General features: G+C 71.5%; 1 protein-coding gene. It reads right to left on the bottom strand.

Going from position 1 to position 23,410, the window contains the following annotated elements:
- Positions 1 to 20: 20 nt before the first annotated feature.
- A complete protein-coding gene (locus ACFYOU_RS09055; RefSeq protein WP_391304953.1) occupies positions 21 to 23,408 on the bottom strand; it encodes a non-ribosomal peptide synthase/polyketide synthase in 23,388 nt (7,795 codons plus the stop codon).
- Positions 23,409 to 23,410 lie beyond the last annotated feature (2 nt).

The raw sequence follows: 23,410 nt of genomic DNA, 5'->3' as shown, positions 1-23,410 counted from the left end.
CAACTCGCTCACTGCGTCACTCACTCCTTCTCGCCTGAGAGCTTGCTCTGAAGCGCATCGATCTGGCTCTGTGCCAGGGCGACGAGCGGAAAGTCCGAAGGTGCCTGCTTGTCTTGGTGCGTTTCCGGATGGTGGGCCGCGAGCCCCGTGAGCATCGCCACCCACCCGTCGATCAGGTCCTGGAGGGCCGCTTGGTCGAGGGGTCCGACCGGGCAGACCAGGGAGACCGTCAGTTCGGGGCCTTCCGGCAGGTCCCGAACGATGCCGCCCGCCTCCAGCAGATGGGCGGCCGGAGTGTCCGCATCGGCCGTGCCGCCGAGCACCGAGTCCCCGGCCGGCTGCCAGGCGGTGTCCCCCTGCGGGTCCGCCTGGCCGGCGCCGAACCGGCCCAGGTAGTTGAAGCCGATCTGGGGACTCGGTAGCCCGGCCAGCGCCTCGGAGGTCTTGGGGTTGAGGTGGCGCAGCAGCCCGAAGCCCAGTCCGTCGCCGGGCACGGCCCGCAACTGTTCCCTGACCCGGCGGACCAGTCGGGCCACCGCGGGCCCCCCGGAGCGGATCGCTGCGTACTCGGTGGTCCCCGGGTCGAGACGCACGGGGTGGCTGCTCGTGAACCAGCCGACCGTACGGGTGAGGTCCATGTCGTCGGAGAGCGGCTCACGGCCGTGACTCTCGATGTCGACCAGTACACCGCCCGCGAGGTTGCGCCCCTTGCGGCGCCGCCATTCGCCGACGGCTGCCACCAGGCCGGCGAGCAGCACGTCGTCGACTCCGGCGTCGAAGGCCGCCGGGACGCGGGTGAGGAGGTCGTTCGTGACCGGAACCGGGAGCCTGGCTTCGATCAGCCGCACCCCGGCGGCGACGGTGTCCACCGCGGGGTCGAGTGCACGCCTGCCGAGCAGGGGGTTGGGTCCGCGCAGGGAGCGCGTCCAGGTGGACAGTTCGGCGGTCCGCTCCGAGCTCAACGCCTCGTTCTCCAGGGTCCTGGCCCAGCGGCGGTAGGACGTTCCGCGCACCAGGTCCGGAGTCCCGCCGTCGGCCAGGGCCGCGGCTGCGGCGGCGAGGTCGGGCACGAGCACGCGCCAGGAGACTCCGTCGATCACCAAGTGGTGGGCCACCAGCAGCAGGCGTCCGGGGGCGTCGGGTCCCGCGTCGAACCAGACCGCTTGGAGCATCGCGCCGGCCCGTGGGTCCAGCCGGTCCACCGCGCGGCGCCCCTCCACCTGAAGCAGTTCGGCAGCCGTGTCGACGTCCAGCCCCGCGGTGTCCACCCGCAGTAGGCGTTCGGCCGCCGGGACCGGTCCGGGTACCTCCAGGTAGGTGGAGTCGTCGGTGACGAGCCGGGCGCGCAGGATCTCGTGGTGGTCCAACACCGCTTGGAGGGCTGATTCCAGCAGGGGCAGGTCGAGACCGGCGGGAGTTTCGATCAGCATCGACTGGGACAGCACCCCGGTCAGTGCCGCGGGGCCGGACCGCTCCACCAGGTCCAGCATCACCGGGGTGAGCGGGGCCCGCCCCGTGCCGATGTCGTCCTCTCGGGGGCCCGCGCCCGCCTCGTGGGCATCGGTGGTCACGGCGACCGCGGCGAGCGCGGCCGGGGTCTTCCGTTCGAACACCTGGCGAGCGGTGATCACCACACCGGCGCGGCGGGCCCGGGCCACCATCAGCATCGACATGATCGAGTCGCCGCCGAGTTCGAAGAACGAGTCCTCCGCGCCGACCCACTCCAGGCCCAGGACGTCGCGGAACAGCCCGCACAGCAGTTCCTCGACCGGGGTCTGCGGACCCCGACCGGCCAACACCGTCACCTCGGGCGCGGGCAGGGCCGCCCGGTCGAGCTTGCCGTTCACCGTGACGGGCAGGGTGTCGAGCGCCATGACCGCGGACGGCACCATGTACTCCGGCAACCTGCTCGCGACGAGTTCGCGGAGCGCGTTGGTGTCGAGCGAGTCGCCCGCCGCGACCACGTACGCGACGAGCCGCTTGGCGCCCGGCTGGTCCTCCCGCACGATCACCGCGGCTTGGCCCACCGACTCGTGCGCGGCGAGGACGGACTCCACCTCACCCGGTTCGATCCGGAAGCCCCGGATCTTCACCTGGTCGTCCGCCCGCCCGCCGAACAGCAGCTCGCCCCGCTCGGTCCACCGTGCGAGGTCACCCGTGCGGTACATCCGCCCGCCGAACGGCGAGGCGACGAAACGCTCGGCGGTCAGTCCCGGGCGGCTGTCGTAGCCCCGGGCCAGCCCGGCGCCCGACAGGTACAGCTCGCCCGTCACACCGGGCGGGACCGGGCGCAGGAACTCGTCCAGGACGTACGCCCGGCTGTTGTCCATCGGCCGACCGATCGGCACGGCATCCGGCACGACATCGGACACCGTGTACGGAATCTCCGTGGTGAACGCGGTCGTCTCGGTCGGGCCGTACGTCGTCCGCACGACCAGATCGGGGTGCGCTTCGAGCAGGGCACGGATCGCGGACGCGGAGACGACGTCACCACCCGTCGAGACCTCACGCACACCCGCGAAGATCTCCGGCGACTCCTCCGCCAACACCCGGAACAGACCCGCCGTCGCATGGACGTTCGTGACCCCGTAATCGGCGATCAACCGACCGCGCTGAGCCGCGTCCAAGTCTCCGGAGGGCGCCACGACCAGCTGACCACCGCGCGCCAACGGCACCCACAACTCGTAGGTCGACGCGTCGAAGGCATGGTTGGCCTGCACCAACACCCGCTCCACCACGTCATCACGCCACGCCCGATCCGCAACGAACGCCGCGACATTGCGATGAGTCACGGCCACGCCCTTGGGCCGACCCGTCGAACCCGACGTGTACATCACGTACGCCAGCGACTCCGGCGACACCACAGGAGCCGTGGTGAGCGGGGCGGCGGCCAGCACGTCGGCCACCGGGACCGTTTCCAAGCCCTCCAGCACCCGGTCCGCGATCACCACCGACACGCCGGCCTCGGACACCACACCCTTGAGGCGGGCGACCGGATGCGCCGCGTCCAGCGGCACGTACGCCGCACCCGACTTCAGCACGCCGAGGAGCACCGCCACCAGTTCCGGCGAGCGGTCCATCAGCACGCCCAGCCGGCCGCCCGGGCCCACGCCGCGGCTCGCCAGCCATCCGGCCACGCGGTCGGAGAGGACGTCCAACTCGGCGTAGGACCAGTGCGCTCCGCCTCCCACCACGGCCGCTGCGTCGGGCGTGCGCGCGACCTGCGCCGCGAACAGGGCCGGGACCGTCGAGGCGGGCAGTTCCCGTTCCGTGGCGTTCCAGTCCTGGACGACCGTGCGTTCCTCGCGGGGTTCCAGTACGTCGAGGTCGGCGAGGCGCAGTCGCGGGTCGGCGCTGACCTGGTCCAGGACCCGTGCGAGCCGTTCGGCCAGGGTCTTGACCGTCGCTCCGTCGAACAGGTCGGCGGAGTACTGGACGCCGCCGCCGAGGCCCGCCGGTGCGCCGTGGTCGTCGTGGTGTTCGGTGAGGTTGACCGAGAGGTCGAAGCGGGACGGGAGGGCGGCGTCCGGGAGGGTTTCGGATTCCTGCTGGTGCATGGTCAGCCCGGGCAGTCCCCATTCGGCGGTGGGGATGTTCTGGAGCACCAGCATGATCTGGAACAGGGGGTGGCGGGCGAGGGAGCGTTCGACGCCGATGTCGTCGACGAGCCGTTCGAAGGGCACGTCCTGGTGGGCGTAGGCGGCGAGGTCCGCCTCCCGGACCCGGGTCAGGAGCTCCTCGAACGTCGGGTTGCCGGTGGTGTCGGCGCGCAGTACCAGGGTGTTGACGAAGAACCCGGCGAGGTCTTCGAGTGCGGAGTCGCCGCGGCCGGCGACGGCGGTGCCGACGGGGATGTCGGTGCCGGCGCCGAGTCGGGTCAGCAGCATCGCGAGGGCGGTCTGCACGACCATGAACAGGGTGGCGGAGCCTCGTCGGGCCGCGTCCAGCAGGCCCGCGTGGGTGGCCGGGCCGAGGTCGAGCGGTACGGAGCCGCCCCGGAACGTGGGGATGGCGGGACGGGTCCGGTCGGTGGGGAGGGCCAGTTCCTCGGGGATTCCGGCGAGGGCGTCGCGCCAGTGGGCGAGTTGGGCGCTGATCAGGCTGTCCGGGTCGTCGAGGTCGCCGAGGACCTCGCGCTGCCAGATGGCGTAGTCGGCGTACTGGACGGGCAGCGGCTGCCAGTCGGGGGCGGAGCCGTCGCGGCGGGCCCCGTAGGCGGTGCGCAGGTCACGGGCGAGTACGCCCATGGACCAGCCGTCGACGGCGATGTGGTGGGCGACCAGCATCAGGACGTACTCGGCGGCGGTTCCGGACGGTGTGTCCGTGGTGGTTCCGTCGGCGTTCGTGGTGGTGAGGTCCGTGCGGACCAGGAGTTCCGTTCGCCAGGGCAGGTCGCGGGCGAGGTCGAAGCCGCGGGTGGCGGCGTCGGCCAGTGCGTCGGACAGTTCGGCTCCGGTGACGTGGCGGACGCGCAGCGGCGGCGCCGCGTCGAGCAGTCGGGGGCGCGGGCTGCCGCCGGTGGCGGGGAACACGGTGCGCAGGGTCTCGTGCCGGTCGGCGACGTCCCGCAGGGCCGCTTCGAGGGCTTCGACGTCCAGCGGGCCGGAGAACCAGAGGGCCAGCGGCACGTTGTCGGCCGACTGGGCGCCGCTCTCCTGGAGTTGGTTGAGGAACCACATGCGTTGCTGTCCGAACGACAGCGGGAGGACTTCGGGGCGTTCGCGGGCGACGAGGCCGGTGCGGGTGCCGTCCTCGTTGGCCTCGACCAGTCGGGCGAGTGCGGCGACGGTCGGGCTGCCGAACAGCTCCCGTACGGTGATCTCGGTGTCCAGGACCGCGCGGACGCGGACGACGAGCCGCATCGCCAGCAGGGAGTCCCCGCCGAGGTCGAAGAAGGAGTCGTCGGGGCCGACCCGGTCCAGGTCCAGTACCTCGGCGTAGAGCGCGCAGAGCGCTTCTTCCGCCGCGGTGGCGGGTGCCCGTCCGGCGGTGGCGGCGTACTCGGGGGCGGGCAGGGCGGCGCGGTCGAGCTTGCCGTTCACGGTGAGCGGCAGGGCGTCCAGTTCCACCACGGTGGGGACCATGTACTCGGGCAGGTGCTCGGCGGCGAACTCCCGTAGTCCGGTGAGGTCGGCGTCCGCCCTGGGCACGGCGTAGGCGACGAGGCGCTTGACGCCCGGGCTGTCCTCCCGGGCGAGCACGCCGACCTGGGCGACGGCGGGGTGCCGGGTGAGGACGGCCTCGATCTCGGCGGGCTCGATGCGGAAGCCGCGGACCTTCACCTGGTCGTCGGCGCGCCCCACGAACTCCAGCGTGCCGTCGGGCAGCCACCGTACGACGTCGCCGGTGCGGTACATGCGGGTGCCGGTGGCGGCGGGCGCGAAGGGGTCGGCGAGGAACCGTTCCGAGGTCAGGACGGAGCGGTCGAGGTAGCCGCGGGCGAGGCCGGTGCCGGCGATGTACAGCTCGCCGGGCACCGCTTCGGGCACGGGCCGCAGGGCGCCGTCGAGCACGTAGACCCGCATGTTCGCCATCGGGCGGCCGATGGGGACGGAGTCGGGTACCCCGTCGGCCCGGGTGAGGGGGTGGGCGGTGGCGAAGGTGGTGGTTTCGGTGGGGCCGTAGCCGTCGACGACGGTGGTGCCGGGGGACGCTTCGAGGACCCGGCGGACCGCTGCGGCGGGCACCGCTTCGCCGCCGGTCCACACCTCGCGGACGCCGTGGAAGCAGCCGGGCGCTTCTTCGGCGAGGAGCCGGAACAGTCCGGCGGTCAGCCACAGTGCGGTGATCCCGCGGTCGGGGACGAGGCGTTCCAGGGCGCGGGCGTCCACGTCGGGGGGTGCCACGACGAGGGTGCCGCCGCCGAGGAGGGGGACCCACAGTTCGTAGGTGGAGGCGTCGAAGAACTGCGGCGAGTGCAGCAGGACGCGTTCCCGGCTGCCGCTGCCGTCCCAGCGGGGGTCCAGGGCCAGTGCGATGACCGCGCGGTGGGTGACCGCGACGCCCTTGGGGACGCCGGTGGAGCCGGAGGTGAACATCACGTACGCGAGCTGGTCGGGGTGGCCGGGTCGGACCGGGTCGGCGGTGGGGTCGGTGGCGGTGGTCGCCGGTTCCCGGGCCGTGTCGGACGGTTCGGCGTCGACGAGGACGACGGTGTCGGCGCGCTCGGCCGCCGCGGAGGTGCGCAGGGCGCGGTCGGTCAGCAGGACGGTCGCCGAGGCGTCGCCGACGATGCGCCGGAGTCGGTCGGCCGGGGCGTCGGCGTCCAGGGGCACGTAGGTTCCGCCGGCCTTCAGCACGGCGAGGATCGACACGATCAGTTCGGGGGACCTGCGGTGCAGTACGCCGACCCGGTGTTCGGGGCCCACGCCGTGGGCGATCAGCCGGTGGGCCAGTCGGTTGGCGCGGCGGTTGAGTTCGGCGTAGGTGGTGGGGGTGCCGTCGTGGTCGACGGCGACGGCGTCCGGGGTGCGGCGCACGCGCTCTTCGAAGAGTTCCGGCAGGGTCGCGTCGGGCAGCGGGTGCGCGGTGTCGTTCCACCGGGTGACCAGCCGCTCGTGTTCGGCTGCGGGGAGGAAGCGGATGCGGCTGGTCGGGGCGTCGGGGGCGGCGGCCATCTCGGTGAGGATGCGCCGGGTGCGGTCCACCAGGGTCTGCACGGTCGCCTCGTCGAAGACGTCGGGCCGGTAGTCGAGGCGCAGTTCGAGTCGGTCGGCCGGGGACGCGATCAGGGTGAGCGGGTAGTGGCTGGCCTCGTCGCCGCTGCCCCCGGTGATCCGCAGTCCGCCGAGTTGTTCGCCGGAGTCCGGGTCGTGGGGGTAGTTCTCGTAGACGACGAGGGTGTCGAAGGTCGCCCCGGGGCCGGCCAGGCGTTGGATCTCGGTGAGGCCGGTGTACTGGTGGGCGATGAGTCCGGCCTGCTCGGCCTGGAGGGCGGTGAGCAGGTCGAGGACGCTCCGCCCGGGGTCGATGCGGACCCGGACGGGGACGGTGTTGATGAACAGCCCGAGCATCCGCTCGACCCCGGGTATCTCCGCCGGCCGCCCGGCGACGGTGGTCCCGAAGACGACGTCGTCGCGGCCGGTGAGCAGGGCGACGAGCACCGCCCAAGCGCCCTGGACCACGGTGTTCAGGGTGAGGCCGTGGGCCCTCGCCGTTTCCCGCAGTGCGGTGGTGACCCGGGCGTCGAGCAGGGCGGTGACGTGCTGGGAGCGCAGGGGTTCGGCGTCCCGGTCCATCCGGGTGACCAGGGTGGGTTCGGTGACGCCGGACAGGGCGGTCCGCCACGCCTCGGCGGAGACCTCACGGTCCTGGCGGTCCAGCCAGGCCAGGTAGTCGCGGTACGGGGTGACGGGCGGCAGTGCGGAGGCGTCGCCGCCGGCCGCGTAGACCTCGGACAGTTCGCCGAACAGCAGCGGCATCGACCAGCCGTCCAGGACGATGTGGTGCATCGTCATGACGAGGCGGTGGCGGGACGGCCCGGTCCGCAGGAGCAGGAAGCGCAGCAGGGGCGGGGTGGTGAGGTCGAACCTGGTGTGTTCCTCCGCGGCGAGCCGCAGTGCCTCGGTCTCCGCTTCGGCCGGGGGCAGCGACGACAGGTCCACCTCCCGCCAGGGCGGTCGGACGCCGGTGGCGACCACCTGGACCGGGGTGCCCGCCCCGGTCCGCTGGCGGATTCCGGTGCGCAGGCTGGCGTGGCGGTCCAGCAGGGCCTGCCAGGAGTCGCGGAGGGTCGCCGGGTCGAGGTCGCCTTCGAGGTCGAGGGTCCGCTGGCCGACGTACACGTCCTTGGTGCCCTCGTCGTACCGGGCGTGGAAGAGCATTCCCTCCTGGAGCGGGGACAGCGGCCAGATGTCGGTGAGGTCGGGGACCGCTTCCTCCAGCTCCTCCACCTCGTGCTGGTCGAGGTCGACGAGCGGGAAGTCGGAGGCGGTGTGTCCGCCGCCGGCCGGGTCGGCGGCGCGGGTGGCGAGACCGGTCAGCATCGCGACCCAGCGGGAGGTGAGCTCTTGGAGCGCCTGCTGCGCGAAGAGTCCGGCGGGGCTGCCCAGGCTGAGGGTCATCTCGGGGCCGTCCACCAGGTCACGGACCAGGCCACCGGCTTCGAGTGCGTGCAGGAGGACCATCCGGGGGTCGGCGGCGCCACCGAGGACCGTACTGGAGTCGGGACTCCAACTACCGCCCGTGTCACCGCTGTTCGTGGTGAAGCGGCCCAGGTAGTTGAAGCCGATCTGCGCGCTGGGCAGGGCGTCGAAGGCGGCTGCCGTCGCCGGGTTGGCGTACCGGAGCAGGCCGTAGCCGAGGCCGTCCCCGGGGACGGCCCTGATCTGTTCCTTGACCGTCTTCAGCAGTCGGGCCGCCTCCGGGCCGCCCGCCCGGACCCCGGCGCCGTCGACGCCCTCGGCGTCCAGGCGCAGCGGGTGGGAGCTGGTGAACCAGCCGACCGTGCGGGTGAGGTCCATGAACTCGGCGAGCGGCTCCCGGCCGTGGCCCTCCACGTCGACGAGTACGGGGCCGGGGGTGCCGCGCCACTCCTGCACGGCGGCGACCAGGCCGGCCAGCAGGACGTCCTCGATCCCGGCGTGGAAGGCGGCGGGCACCCGGGTCAGCAGGTCGGCGGTGACCGACGCCGGGACCCGCACCTCGACCTGGTGGGTGCCCGCGGCGGCCGTGTCGACGTCGGGGTCGAGCGCCCGGCCGCCGAGCGGGGTGTCGGAACCCTCCAGGACCGCCGTCCACTGCGGGAGTTCGGCCAGCCGTTCGGTACTGGTGGCCTCCCGGGCGAGCGCCAGGGCCCACTGGCGGAACGACGTGCCCACCGGGTCCGGGTGGTGGTCCGCCGACGGTTCGCCCGCGGCGTCGTAGGCCGCGGCGAGGTCCGGTACGAGGACCCGCCAGGACACTCCGTCGACGGCGAGGTGGTGCACCACGAGCAGCAGTCGGCCGGTCGCTCCGGGTCCCCGGTCGAACCAGACCGCGCGCACCATCGGGCCGGCGACCGGGTCGAGTTGCTGCACGGCGGTGCGTTCGGCGCCGCGGATCAGTGCGGTGAGGTCCCCGTCGGTCGCGTCGACCCGGTCCACCGGCACGGTGACGGTTCCCGCGTCGGGGACGGTCAGTCGGTCCGGTGCGCCGTCCACCAGTTCCAGTCGGGCGCGCAGCACGTCGTGGAGGTCCACGACCGCGCGGAGTGCCGCCTCCAGTCGGGGGAGGTCCAGGTCCGCCGGCACCTCCACGGCCGTCGACTGGGAGAAGGTGCCCGTCAACGCCACCGGCCCGGCGCGCTCGACCAGTTCGCGCATCACCGGGGTCAACGGCACCGCGCCGACCGCCGGCACCGCGGCGCCGTCCGGCGCCCCGGCGCCCGACAGTTCCCGGGCGACCACGGCGAGCCCGGCCGGGGTCTTCCGTTCGAAGACCTCGCGCGCCGTGATCACCACACCGGCCCGGCGCGCCCGCGCCACCACCAGCATCGACATGATCGAGTCGCCGCCGAGTTCGAAGAACGAGTCCTCCGCGCCGACCCGGTCCAGGCCCAGTACCTCCCCGAACAGGCCGCAGAACAGTTCCTCCACCGGGGTGCGCGGGCCCCGGCCCGCGGACACCCGGACCTCCGGGGCGGGCAGGGCGGCCCGGTCCAGCTTCCCGTTGACCGTCACCGGCAGGGCGTCCAGGACGACGAACGCCGCCGGCACCATGTACTCCGGCAGGGTCAGCGAACCGTGCTCCCGCAGCGCCTCCGTGTCGACGCCCTCGCCCGCCGGGACGACGTACGCCACCAGGCGCTTCACGCCCGGCTGGTCCTCCCGGACCACCACCGCCACCTGGCCGACCGACGCGTGCGCGGCGAGGACGGACTCCACCTCGCCCAGCTCGATGCGGAAGCCGCGGATCTTCACCTGGTCGTCGGCCCGGCCCAGGTAGACCAGCTCGCCGTCCTTGGTCCAGCGCGCCAGGTCGCCCGTCCGGTACATCCGCTCGCCGGGGGCACCGAACGGGGAGGCGACGAAACGTTCGGCCGTCAGCCCCGGGCGTCCCGCATAGCCGCGGGCGAGTTGCACGCCCGCGAGGTGGAGCTCACCCGACACTCCCGGGGGCACCGGCCGCAGGGAGTCGTCCAGTACGTACGTCTGCGTGTTCCACACCGGGCGGCCGATCGGCACGGGGCCGACGGGCGCCCCGTCGGTGCCGTCCCACGCGGTCACCTCGACCGCCGCCTCCGTCGGTCCGTACAGGTTGTGCAGGCGCACCCCGATCCGCTCGCGGAACTCCGCCACCAGCTCGCCCGTGAGGGCCTCGCCGCTGGCGAAGACGCGACGCAGTCCGGGGCAGTCCCCCGGGCCGACCTCCTGGAGGAACGCCCCCAGCATCGACGGCACGAAGTGGATCACCGTCACCGCGCGGCGCTGCACGACGTCGACCAGGTAGGCCGGGTCCCGGTGCCCGCCCGGCCGCGCCATCACCAGTGCGGCGCCCGTGAGCAGCGGCCAGAACAGCTCCCACACGGAGACGTCGAAACCCGTCGGCGTCTTCTGGAGCACCCGGTCCTCGGCGGTGAGGCCGTAGGTGTCCTGCATCCACAGCAGTTTGTTGGCGATGGACCGGTGGCTGACCACCACTCCCTTGGGACGGCCGGTGGAACCCGAGGTGTAGATGACGTACGCCGCGGTGCCCGGGGTGGGCGGGGTGGGCGGCGCCGTGGTGGGGTGGGCGGCCACGTCCCGGACGGTGTCGGGCGCGTCCCACACCGTCCAGCCGTCGACGCCCGCCCGCTCGCCGCCGGTGGAGGCGGTGCACAGGACCACGGTGGGCGCCGCGTCGTCCAGGACGTAGGCGATGCGCTCCGCCGGATGGTCGGGGTCCACCGGAACGTACGCGGCCCCGGCCTTCAGCACGCCCCACAGCACCACCGACAGGTCGACGGACCGCTCCAGCAGCAGCGCGACCCGGCTCCCGGGGCGCACCCCGCGGGCGCCCAGCCAGTGCGCGACCTGATTGGCACGCTCGTCCAGCTCCCGGTACGACAGGGTGGACCCCTCGTCGGTGACCGCCACCGCATCGGGGGTCCGCCGGGCCTGGGCCACGAACAGTTCGGGCAGCGTGGTGGGTCCGACGGGCCGCCCGGTGTCGTTCCAGGTCCGGACGACGAGGTCACGCTCGTCGGCGCTCATGACCTCGAACTCGTCGGCGTGCCGGCCCGGGGCCCGGGCCACCTGGTCGAGGAGCCGTTCCAGCCGCACGGCGAGGGTGCGGGCGGTGTCCTCGTCGAACAGGTCGACCGCGTACTGGAAGCCGCCCTCGATGCCGATGGGCGCACCCTGCTCGTCGCGGCGTTCCACCAGCCCGAGGGAGAGGTCGAAGCGGGCCGAGAACGTCTCGTCGGCCAGCACGGGACGGACGTCCAGACCGTCGAGGTCCCAGGAGGCTTCGGCGCCGGGCGTGTTGTCCACGGTGAGCAGCACCTGGAACAGGGGGTGTCGGGACAGCGACCTGGCCGGGCTGAGGTCGTCCACCAGCCTCTCGAACGGCACGTCCTGATGGGCGAAGGCGGCGAGGTCCGCCTCCCGGACCCGGGCCAGCAACTCCTCGAAGCTCGGGTTCCCCGCCGTGTCCGTGCGCAGCACCAGGGTGTTCACGAAGAACCCGGCGAGGTCGTCGAGCACCGGGTCGGGGCGCCCCGCGACGGGTGTGCCGACGGGAATGTCCGTGCCCGCGCCGAGCCGGCTGAGCAGCAGGGCCAGTGCCGCCTGCACCACCATGAACACCGTCGCCGAACCGCGACGGGCGACGGCCGCGAGTCCGGCGTGGGTGTCCGGGCCGACCGCCATCGGGACCCAGCCGCCGCCGAACGTTCCCACGGCGGGCCGGGGCCGGTCCGCGGGGAGGTTCAACTCGTCGGGCAGTCCGGCGAGCGCCGTCCGCCAGTAGCCCAGCTGGGCGTTCAACAGGCTGTCCGGGTCGGTCAGTTCGCCGAGCGTCTCGCGCTGCCACAGGGCGTAGTCCGCGTACTGGACCGGCAGCGGGGGCCGGTCGGGTGCCGCACCGTCGAGACGCGCCGCGTACGCGGTCCGCAGGTCCTCGGACAGGACGCCCATCGACCAGCCGTCGACGGCGATGTGGTGGGCGAGGAGGAGCAGGACGGACTCCGACTCGGAGACCGTCAGCAACTCGGCCCGCCACGGCAGGTCCCGGGTCAGATCGAACGGCTCGTTCGCCAACTCCGCCATGACACGTGCTAGTTCGACTTCCGTGACCGCCCGGGTACGTAAGGTGGGGCGCCCGTCGGGTCCGTCGACGACGAGTTGCCGGGCGACGCCCTCCGCCGCGGGGAAGACGGTGCGCAGGGTCTCGTGCCGGTCGGCCACGTCCCCCAGGGCCGCTTCCAGCGCGGCCGTGTCCAGCGCACCGGTCAGCCGCAGCGCCAACGGCATGTTGTAGGCCGCGGCGGCACCCGACTCCTCCAGCCGGTTGAGGAACCACATCCGCTGCTGTCCGAACGACAGCGGCAACTCGGCGGGGCGCTGCTCCCGGGCGACGATCCCGGGCCGCGCCGGGCGCCCCGGGACCTCGGTGATCCGCGCGGCGAGGCCGGCCACGGTCGGGGCCGTGAACAGTTCACGGATGCCGACCTCGGTGTCCAGCGCCGCGCGGATCGACGCGACCAGCCGCATGGCGAGCAGCGAGTCACCGCCGAGTTCGAAGAAGGAGTCCTCGACGCCGACCAGGTCCGCTCCGAGGACCTCGGCGAACAGTCCGGCGAGGATCTCCTCCAGGGGGGTGGTGGGCGTCCGGCCGGAGGTCGGCTCCTGGGCCGGAGCGGGCAGGGCGGCCCGGTCCAGCTTGCCGTTGGGCGTCAGCGGCACGGCGTCCAGGACCACGACCGTCGACGGCACCATGTGGTCGGGCAGGGTCAGCGCCGCGAAGTCCCGCAACGCCTTGCCGTCCAACGGTGCGGGAGCGGAGGCCGCGGGCACCACGTAGGCGACGAGGCGTTTTACGTCCGGTTGGTCCTCGCGCACGATCACGGCCGCCTGGCCCACGGATTCGTGGGAGGCCAGGGTCGCCTCGACCTCACCCGGCTCGATACGGAACCCCCGCACCTTCACCTGATCGTCCACCCGCCCCACCACGACCAACCCGGCAGGACCGTCGCCGTCGCCGTCACGGTCGTTGGCCCAGCGGACCAGGTCCCCCGTCCGGTACATCCGCTCGCCTGCACCACCGAACGGGCACGCCACGAACCGCTCCGACGTCAAACCCGAGCGGCCCACGTACCCCCGTGCGACTCCGCCACCCCACACATACAGCTCACCCACCACACCACGCCCCACCGGGCGCAGCCACTCGTCCAACACCGCCACGCCCGCACCCCACACCGGCCCACCCACACCCACACCAGCAGCACCGGTAGGCGTCAACGCGTGCGACATCGTCGCGCACACCGTCACCTCAGTCGGCCCGTACGCATTGACCAAACCGCCCGACAATCCGGGACCCCAACGCTCCACCAGCCCCGGCGGGCACACCTCACCCGCCACCACCACCGACACCACCGAACCCGGCAACGACCCCACCCCACCCAACACCGACGGCGGCAACGTCACATGCGTCACCCCAAACTCCCCCAACACCACCTCCACATCCACAAACGGCGGCATCTGCCCGCCCGGCACCACCACCAACGCAGCACCCGACCACAACGCCATCCCCACCTCAGACACCACCGCATCAAAACCCAACGCCGCGAACTGCAAGACTCGCGAACCCACCCCCAACCCCAACCGCTCCACCTGCGCACCCACCAAACCCCCCAACCCCACATGCGACACCACCACCCCCTTCGGCACACCCGAAGACCCCGACGTAAACACCACATACGCCCCATTACCCGGCACCAAACGCCGCACCCGATCCCCATCCAACACACGAGACGACGACACCCCAGCCAACTCCTCAGCACCCGCAGCCCCCCACACCCACCGCTCCACACCCCCAGGAACCAAACCCGCAGTCCCCGGCTCACACACCACCAACCCCACACCCGCACCCTCAAGAATCAACCCCACCCGACCCGCCGGATAACCCGGATCCACCGGCACATACACCCCACCAGCCTTCAACACACCAATCATCACCGTGACTTGATCGATCGAGCGATCCATCACCACCGCCACCCGATCCTCCGCACCCACCCCCCGCGCAATCAACGCACGCGCCACCCGATTCGCCCGACCATCCAACTCCTCGTACGACAACGAACCGTCCACACCCACCACAGCCACCGCACCCGGAGTCCGCGCCACCTGCGCCTCAAACCCCTCCGACCACAACACCACCGGCGCCCCACCCTCACCCACCACCGGAACCGGATCGCCCTCCACCACTACATCCAACCCACCCACCCGCACCCCAGCATCCACCGCAACCTGCCCCAACACCCCCACCAACCGATCCACCAACGACCGCACCGACACCTCATCGAACAAATCCAACGCAAACTGCACATCACCACTGATCCCCACCGGAACACCCCGCCCGTCACGCCGCTCCGCGAGGCTGAGCGACAGATCGAACCGGGCGGGCAGCACCTCGTCGGGCAGCGCTTCGGCACTCAGCGGAAGCACGGTCAGGCCCGGCAGGTCCCAGGGCTCGGCGGGGGCGTTCTGGAGCACCAACATGATCTGGAACAGCGGGTGCCGGGAGAGGGAACGCGCCGGGTTCAGCTCGTCCACCAGCCGCTCGAACGGCACGTCCTGGTGGGTGTAGGCGGCGAGGTCGGCGTCCCGGACCCGGGTGAGCAGCTCCTCGAACGACGGGTCACCGCTGACGTCGGTGCGCAGGACCAGGGTGTTGACGAAGAAGCCGGCGAGGTCGTCCAGCTCACGATCGGCGCGCCCGGCGACCGCAGTGCCGACGGGAATGTCGGTACCGGCGCCGAGTCGGGCCAACAGCATCGCGAGGGCCGCCTGGACCACCATGAACACCGTCGCCGAGTGCTGTCGGGCGAGGTCCACGAGCGCGGCATGGGTCGCACCGTCGATGTCGACCGGCACGGACCCGCCCTCGTACGAGGCGACGGCCTTCCGGGGCCGGTCCACGGGGAGCGCCAGCTCCTCCGGAAGGTCGGCCAGTGCCGCACGCCAGTAGTCGAGTTGCCCGCTGATCAGGCTGTCGGGGTCACTGGGGTCGCCCAGCGTGTCGTGCTGCCACAGCGCATAGTCCGCGTACTGAACGGGCAGGGGCGACCAGTCGGCCGGGGTACCGGAACGGCGTGCCTCGTACGCGGTCCGCAGGTCACGGGAGAGGACGCCCATCGACCAGCCGTCGACGGCGATGTGGTGGGCCACCAACAGCAGCACGGACTCCGTGTCGGACAGCACCAGCAGGGTGACCCGCCAGGGCAGCTCCCCGGCCAGGTCGAAGCCCCGCGCGGCTTCGGCCACCAACACCGCGGGGAGGTCGGCCTCGCCGATCGGACGCACCTCCAGCACGGGGCGACCCGCCGCGCCGGTCAGGACGTGTTGCCTGGGCACGCCCTCCGTGTCGGGGAAGAGCGTACGCAGGGTCTCGTGCCGGTCGGCGAGGTCACCCAGCGCGCCCTCCAGAGCCGTCACGTCCATCACGCCGGACAGTCGCAGCGCCAACGGCATGTTGTACGCCGCGCCGACGCCCGCTTCTTCCATCCGGTTGAGGAACCACATCCGCTGCTGTCCGAACGACAGCGGCAGCACCTCGGGACGCTCGCGTACGACGATCCCGCTCCGGCCGCTCTGCCGAGCGCCTTCGATCAGCCGGGCGAGTCCGGCGACGGTGGGCGTGCCGAACAGTTCACGGATGCCGACCTCGGCGTCCAGGGCCGCACGGACCCGGGCCGTGAGTCGCATGGCGAGCAGGGAGTCACCGCCGAGGTCGAAGAAGGACTCCTCGGCGCCGACCCGGTCCCGTCCCAGTACCTCGCCGAAGAGCCCGCAGAGCAGTTCTTCCAGCGGGGTCGACGCGGCCCGGCCGCCTCCGTCGCCCAGGTCCGGTGCGGGGAGGGCGGCCCGGTCGAGCTTGCCGTTCACGGTGACGGGGAGGGTGTCGAGTACGAGGACCGCGGACGGCACCATGTACTCCGGCAACCGCTCGGCCACCCGGGCGAGCAGGGCTGCCGTGTCCACGTCCGCCCCTGCGGCCACCACGTACGCAACGAGTTGCTTGGCGCCCGGCTGGTCCTCCCGGACGATCACCGCGGCTTGGCCCACCGACTCGTGCGCGGCGAGCACCGACTCCACCTCGCCCGGTTCGATCCGGAAGCCCCGGATCTTCACCTGGTCATCGGCACGCCCCGCGAACAGCAGCTCACCGTCGGCCGTCCAGCGGGCCAGGTCGCCCGTGCGGTACATCCGCCCACCACCATGGGGCGAGGCCACGAAACGTTCGGCGGTGAGACCCGGGCGGCTGTCGTAGCCCCGGGCCAACCCGGCGCCCGACAGGTACAGCTCGCCCGTCACACCGGGCGGGACGGGGCGCAGGAACTCGTCCAGGACGTACGCCCGGCTGTTGTCCATCGGCCGACCGATCGGCACGGCATCCGGCACGACATCGGACACCGTGTACGGAATCTCCGTGGTGAACGCGGTCGTCTCGGTCGGGCCGTACGTCGTCCGCACGACCAGATCAGGGTGCGCTTCGAGCAGGGCGCGGATCGCGGACGCGGAGACGACGTCACCACCCGTCGAGACCTCACGCACACCGGCGAAGATCTCCGGCGACTCCTCCGCCAGCACCCGGAACAGGCCGGCCGTCGCGTGGACATTGGTGACCTTGTGCTCGGCAATCAACCGACCGCGTTCAGCCGCATCCAAGTCACCGGAGGGCGCCACGACCAGCTGACCACCGCGCGCCAACGGCACCCACAACTCGTAGGTTGACGCGTCGAAGGCATGGTTGGCCTGCACCAACACCCGCTCCACCACGTCATCACGCCACGCCCGATCCGCAACGAACGCCGCCACGTTGCGATGCGTGACCGCAACACCCTTCGGGCGACCCGTCGAACCCGACGTGTACATCACATACGCGAGGGATTCCGGCGACACCACGGGAGCCGTGGCGAGCGGGGCCGCCGCCAGCACATCGGCCACCGGGACCGTCTCCAACCCCTCCAGCACCCGATCAGCAACCACCACCGAAACCCCGGCCTCGGACACCACACCCCGCAACCGCTCCACCGGGTGCCCCGCGTCCAACGGAACGTACGCCGCACCCGACTTCAACACACCGAGCAACACCGCCACCAGCTCCGGCGACCGGTCCATCAGCACGCCGATGCGCCCACCGGTTCCCGTGCCGCGCTTCGACAGCCAGCCCGCCACCCGGTCCGACCGGGCGTCCAGGTCGGCGTACGACCAGGACGTCTCGGCGCCGGTCACCGCAACCGCGTCGGGCGTGCGCGCCACCTGCGCCGCGAACAGCTCGGGAAGCGTTTCGACGGGGACCTCATGGTCCGTGTCGTTCCAGCGCCGGGTCACCCGGTCGTGTTCGGATCCGTCGAGAACGTCGAGCAGCGGCACCGGCAGGTCCGGGTCGGCGGCCACCTGTTCCAGTAGGCGGCACACCCGCTCCCCGAGGGCGCGGACGGTCTCCTCGTCGAGGACGTCCGGCCGGTAGTCGAGCTGGAGCTCAAGACGCTCGGAGGGCGAGACGACCAGGGTCAGGGGGTAGTGAGCGGCTTCCTCGCCGCCCCCGCCGACGATGTGCAGTCCGCCGAGGTCGCGTCCGGCGTCGGGATCGTGCGGATAGTTCTCGTACACGACCAGGGTGTCGAACGCCGAGCCGGGGCCGGCGGTGCGCTGGATCTCGGCCAGACCGATGTGCTGGTGCCCCATGAGCTCGGCCTGCTGCGCCTGGAGTCCGGTGAGCAGCTGGGCGATCGTCAGCCGGGCGTCGAGGGTGACCCTGACCGGGATGGTGTTCATCAGCAGGCCGAGCATCCGCTCGACCCCCGGGAGTTCGGCGGGGCGTCCCGCGACCGTGGCGCCGAAGACCACGTCGCTCCTACCGGTGAGCACGCCGAGCAGGGCGCCCCAGACCCCCTGCACCACGGTGTTGAGCGTCAGTCCGCGCACCCGCGCCGTCTCGCGCAGCGCTCGGGTCAGCGGTTCTTCCAGTCGGAGGACGACGTGTCGGGGCTGCACCGACTCGGCGTCCCGGTCCAGCGGGGCCAACACGGTGGGCTCGGTGACGTCCGCGAGCAACTCGCGCCAAGCGGTCCGGGCGGCCTGTGCGTCCTGGCGGTCGAGCCAGGCGAGGTAGTCGCGGTACGGGGTGACGGGCGGCAGGGCGGACGCGTCGCCGCCGGCCGCGTGGATGTGGGAAAGCTCCTCGAAGAGCACGGGGAGCGACCAGCCGTCCATGACGATGTGGTGCATCGTGATGACCAGGCGGTGCCTGGTGTCGCCCAGCTTCAGCAGGAGCAGCCGCAGCAACGGGGGCTTCGCGAGGTCGAAGCGCTGGTGCTCCTCGTCGGTGATCCTGCTGATCTCGGCGTCAGGGTCGGGCAGCCCGGAGAGGTCCACCTCCCGCCAGGGCAGCACCACCCCGGCCGAGACCACCTGCACCGGATCTTCCAGGCCCGCCGGCTGCGGGAACGCGGTGCGCAGACTGGCGTGTCGATCGAGCAACACCTGCCAGGACCGGCGCAGCAACCGGCCGACCAACTGGCCTTCGAGGTCGACGAAGCGCTGACCCACGTACGCGTCATCGCCCGTCTCGTCGTAGCGGGCGTGGAAGAGGAGTCCTTCCTGCAACGGGGAGAGCGACCACACGTCCACCAGATCGGGAACCGCAGCCTCCAACTCCTCCACCGCAGCCTGCCCCAGGCCAGCCACCAACGGGAAGTCCGACGGCGTATGACCCCCACCCGACTCCTCCACCACATGCACCACCACACCCCGCAACGCCGCCACCCACGCCTCACCCAACGCCTCCAACTCCGCCTCACCCAACACCCCCACCGGGCACACCAACGACACCGTCAACACCGGACCCACACCCTCCACATCACGCACCACACCCCCCGCCTCCACCTCATGCACCAACCCCATCCCCTCCGGAGCCGTACCACCCAAACCCACCTCACCATCCGGCTCCCACACACCCCCACCACCCACACCAAACCTACCCATATAGTTGAAACCAACCCGAGCATGCGCTAAACCACCCAACTCACCACCCACAAAACGCAACAACCCATAACCCAACCCATCCCCAGGCACACCCCGCACCTGCTCCTTCACCCGCTTCACCAACAACCCCACACCACCACCCGGCACACCACCCACATCCACACCACCCACATCCACCCGCACCGGATACGAAGACGTGAACCAACCCACCGTCCCCGACAGATCCACCCCCTCACCCAACGACACCCGCCCATGCCCCTCCACATCCACCAACACGGGTCCCGTCACGCCACGCTGCTCCTTGAGCGCGACCATCAGCCCGGCCAACAACACGTCATCGACGCCCGCGTGGAACGCCGCGGGCACCCGGGTCAGCAGCTCCGACGTCACCTCCGTCGGCACCCGCACCTCCACCCGACGCGTCCCCGCAGCCACCGTGTCCACCACCGGATCCAACGCCCGGTCACCGAACGGGGTCGCGTCCACCCCTTGCAGGAGTTGCTTCCACGCGGGCAGTTCGGACCTCCGTCCAGCGCTCGCCGCCTCGGCCGACAGCGCCTCCATCCATGCGCGGAACGAAGTGCCCACCGGCTCCAGACCCGCTCCGGAGCCCTGCGCGTACGCCGTGGCCACATCCGGCACCAACACCCGCCAGGACACCCCGTCGACTGCCAGGTGGTGCACCACGAACAGCAGCCGTCCCGTCTCGTCGGGACCACGGTCGAACCACACCACCCGCACCATCCGACCCCCGACCGGATCCAGGAGCCCCGCCTCCTCCTCCACCCGAGCCCGCACCACCTCACCCAAACCACCACCCACCAGACCCCGAGCATCCACCCGCAGCACACCGGGCGTCGCCCCTGACCCCTTCTTCGGGATGGTCAGTCGGTCCGGTACGCCGTCCACCAGCTCCAGTCGGGCGCGCAGGACGTCATGGTGGTCCACGACCGCCCGCACCGCCGCCTCCAAACGGGGGAGCTCCAACCCGGCCGGAACCTCCACGGCCATCGACTGGGAGAAGGCGCCCGTCAGCGCCACCGAACCCGCGCGCTCCACCAACTCCCGCATCACCGGCGTCAACGGCACCGCACCCACCGCCGACACCCCACCCCCAGCCGGCACCCCAGCACCCGACAACTCCCGCGCCACCAAAGCCAACCCAGCCACAGACTTCCGCTCGAACACCTCACGCGCCGTGATCACCACACCAGCCCGCCGCGCCCGCGCCACCACCAACATCGACATGATCGAATCGCCACCGAGCTCGAAGAACGAGTCCTCCGCGCCCACCCACTCCAGGCCCAGGACGTCGCGGAACAGCCCGCACAGCAGTTCCTCGGTCGGCGTCTGCGGACCCCGCCCCGTCGACTCGGTCACCTCGGGTGCGGGGAGGGCGGCGCGGTCGAGCTTGCCGTTCACGGTGACGGGGAGGGCGTCGAGTGCGATGACCGCGGACGGGACCATGTACTCCGGCAGCTTGCCCGCGACGTGTTCGCTCAGCGTCTCCGTGTCGAGCGGGTCGCCCGCCGCGACCACGTACGCGACGAGCCGCTTGGCACCCGGCTGGTCCTCCCGCACGATCACCGCAGCCTGACCCACCGACGCGTGGGCGGCGAGGACCGACTCCACCTCGCCCGGTTCGATCCGGAAGCCCCGGATCTTCACCTGGTCATCGGCACGGCCCGCGAACAGCAACTCACCGTCGGCCGTCCAACGGGCCAGGTCACCCGTCCGGTACATCCGCCCACCACCATGGGGCGAGGCCACGAAACGTTCGGCGGTGAGACCCGGGCGGCTGTCGTAACCACGGGCCAGACCGGCACCCGACAGGTACAGCTCACCCGTCACACCGGGCGGGACCGGGCGCAGGAACTCGTCCAGGACGTACGCCCGACTGTTGTCCATCGGCCGACCGATCGGCACATTCGCCGGCACCTCATCACCCGCACGGTACGGGACCTGCGTCGTGAACGCCGTCGTCTCCGTCGGACCGTACGTCGTCCGCACGGTCAGATCGGGGTGCGCATCGAGGAGGGTGCGGATCGCGGACGCGGAGACGACGTCACCGCCTGTTGACACCTCACGCACACCGGCGAAGATCTCCGGCGACTCCTCCGCCAACACCCGGAACAGGCCGGCCGTCGCGTGAACGTTGGTGACCTTGTGCTCGGCGATCAGCCGACCGCGTTCAGCCGCGTCCAAGTCACCGGAGGGCGCCACGACCAGCTGACCACCACGCGCCAACGGCACCCACAACTCGTACGTCGACGCGTCGAAGGCATGGTTGGCCTGCACCAACACCCGCTCCACCACATCATCACGCCACGCCCGATCCGCAACGAACGCCGCGACATTGCGATGCGTGACCGCAACACCCTTCGGGCGACCCGTCGAACCCGACGTGTACATCACGTACGCCAGCCCGTCCGGCGACACCACGGGCGCCGAAGCTAGCGGAGCAGTCGCCAGCACATCGGTCACCGGGACCGTCTCCAGCCCCTCCAGCACCCGATCAGCGACGACCACCGACACGCCGGCCTCGGACACCACACCCCGCAACCGCTCCACCGGATGCGCCGCGTCCAACGGAACGTACGCCGCACCCGACTTCAACACGCCGAGCAACACCGCCACCAACTCCGGCGAACGGTCCATCACCACACCCACCCGGCCGCCGGACGCACCCAGCTCACGGGCGTTCAGCCACCCCGCCACCCGGTCCGACCGGGCGTCCAGCTCTGCGTAGGACCAAGCCACCTCGCCCCCGACCACCGCCACCGCGTCCGGGGTCCGCGCCACCTGCGCCGCGAACAGCTCCGGGACCGTCGAGGCGGACAGCTCCCGCTCCGTGGCGTTCCACTGCTCGACCACCCGCGGGCGTTCCCCGGCTATGAGGACGTCCAGACGGCCGAGCGGTTGGGCGGGGTCCTCGGCTATCTGCTCCAGGAGCCGGACCATCCGGTCACCCAGCGCCCGCACCGTCTCGGCGTCGAACTTGTCCAAGTGGAAGTCGAACCGGAGTTCCATCTCGTCCGTGGGGGCGACGGCGAGCGCGAGCGGATAGTGGGCGGAGTCGTCGCCCGCCGCGCCCTCGATGCTCAGCCCGGTCAGCTCCAGCGGCCCGTTCGGGTTGCGCGGATAGTTCTGGTAGACGAGGAGCGTGTCGAACAACTCCCCCTGACCCACCACCCGCTGAATCTCCGCCAACCCCAAATGCTGATGCTCCAACACCCCAGCCTGCCGCTCCTGCAACTCCCCCAAGAACCCCTCCACCGACCGATACGGATCCACCACCACCCGCACCGGAACCGTATTGATGAACAACCCCAACATCCGCTCCACACCCACCAACTCAGCCGGACGACCCGCAACCACCGCCCCAAACACCACATCCGACCGACCCGTCAACACCCCCACCAACACACCCCACACACCCTGCACCACCGAGTTCAACGTCAACCCACGCTCACGCGCCACCCCACGCAACACACCCACCAACCCACCACCCACCCGCACCACCACATGACCCACACCACCAGCACCAGCACCAGCACCCACACCACCCTCAACATCACCCCCCGCAGAAACCACACCACCCACACCCACCGACCCCACCAACGTCGGCTCCACCACACCCTCCAACAACCCACCCCACGCCAACCGCGCCGCACCACGATCCTGACGCCCCAACCACGCCAAATACTCCCGATACGACGTCACCACCGGCAAAACCGAAACATCACCCCCCGCCCCATACACCTCAGACAACTCACCAAACAACACCGGCAACGACCAACCATCCATCAAAATATGATGCAACGTCAAAACCAACTCAAACCGCGACTCATCCAACCGCAACAACAACACCCGCAACAAAGGCGGCACACCCACATCAAACCGCCGACCACCCTCCTCCGCCTTCAACCGCGCAGCCTCAACCCCCACCTCCCCCACCGACAACCCCGACAGATCCACCTCACGCCACGGCAACTCCACACCCGAGGCGATCAGCTGCACCGGGTCGCCGGAAGCCCGCCGCTGGAAGCTGGCGCGCAGGGCGGCGTGGCGGTCGAGGAGCGCCTGCCAGGACGCGCGCAGCACCGCAGTGTCCAGATCGCCGCGGATCTCCATGGCGCCCTGGAGCACGTAGACGTCGGGGCTCTCCTCGTCGTACCCGGCGTGGAACAGGAGCCCTTCCTGAAGCGGCGACAGCGGCCACACATCTTCGATCCGCACCT

The organism is Streptomyces sp. NPDC005955 (genome assembly GCF_042871255.1).
GTDB lineage: Bacteria > Actinomycetota > Actinomycetes > Streptomycetales > Streptomycetaceae > Streptomyces.
Note: the sequence above shows the minus strand (reverse complement) of the source record. Positions and strands in the feature narration are given on the sequence as shown.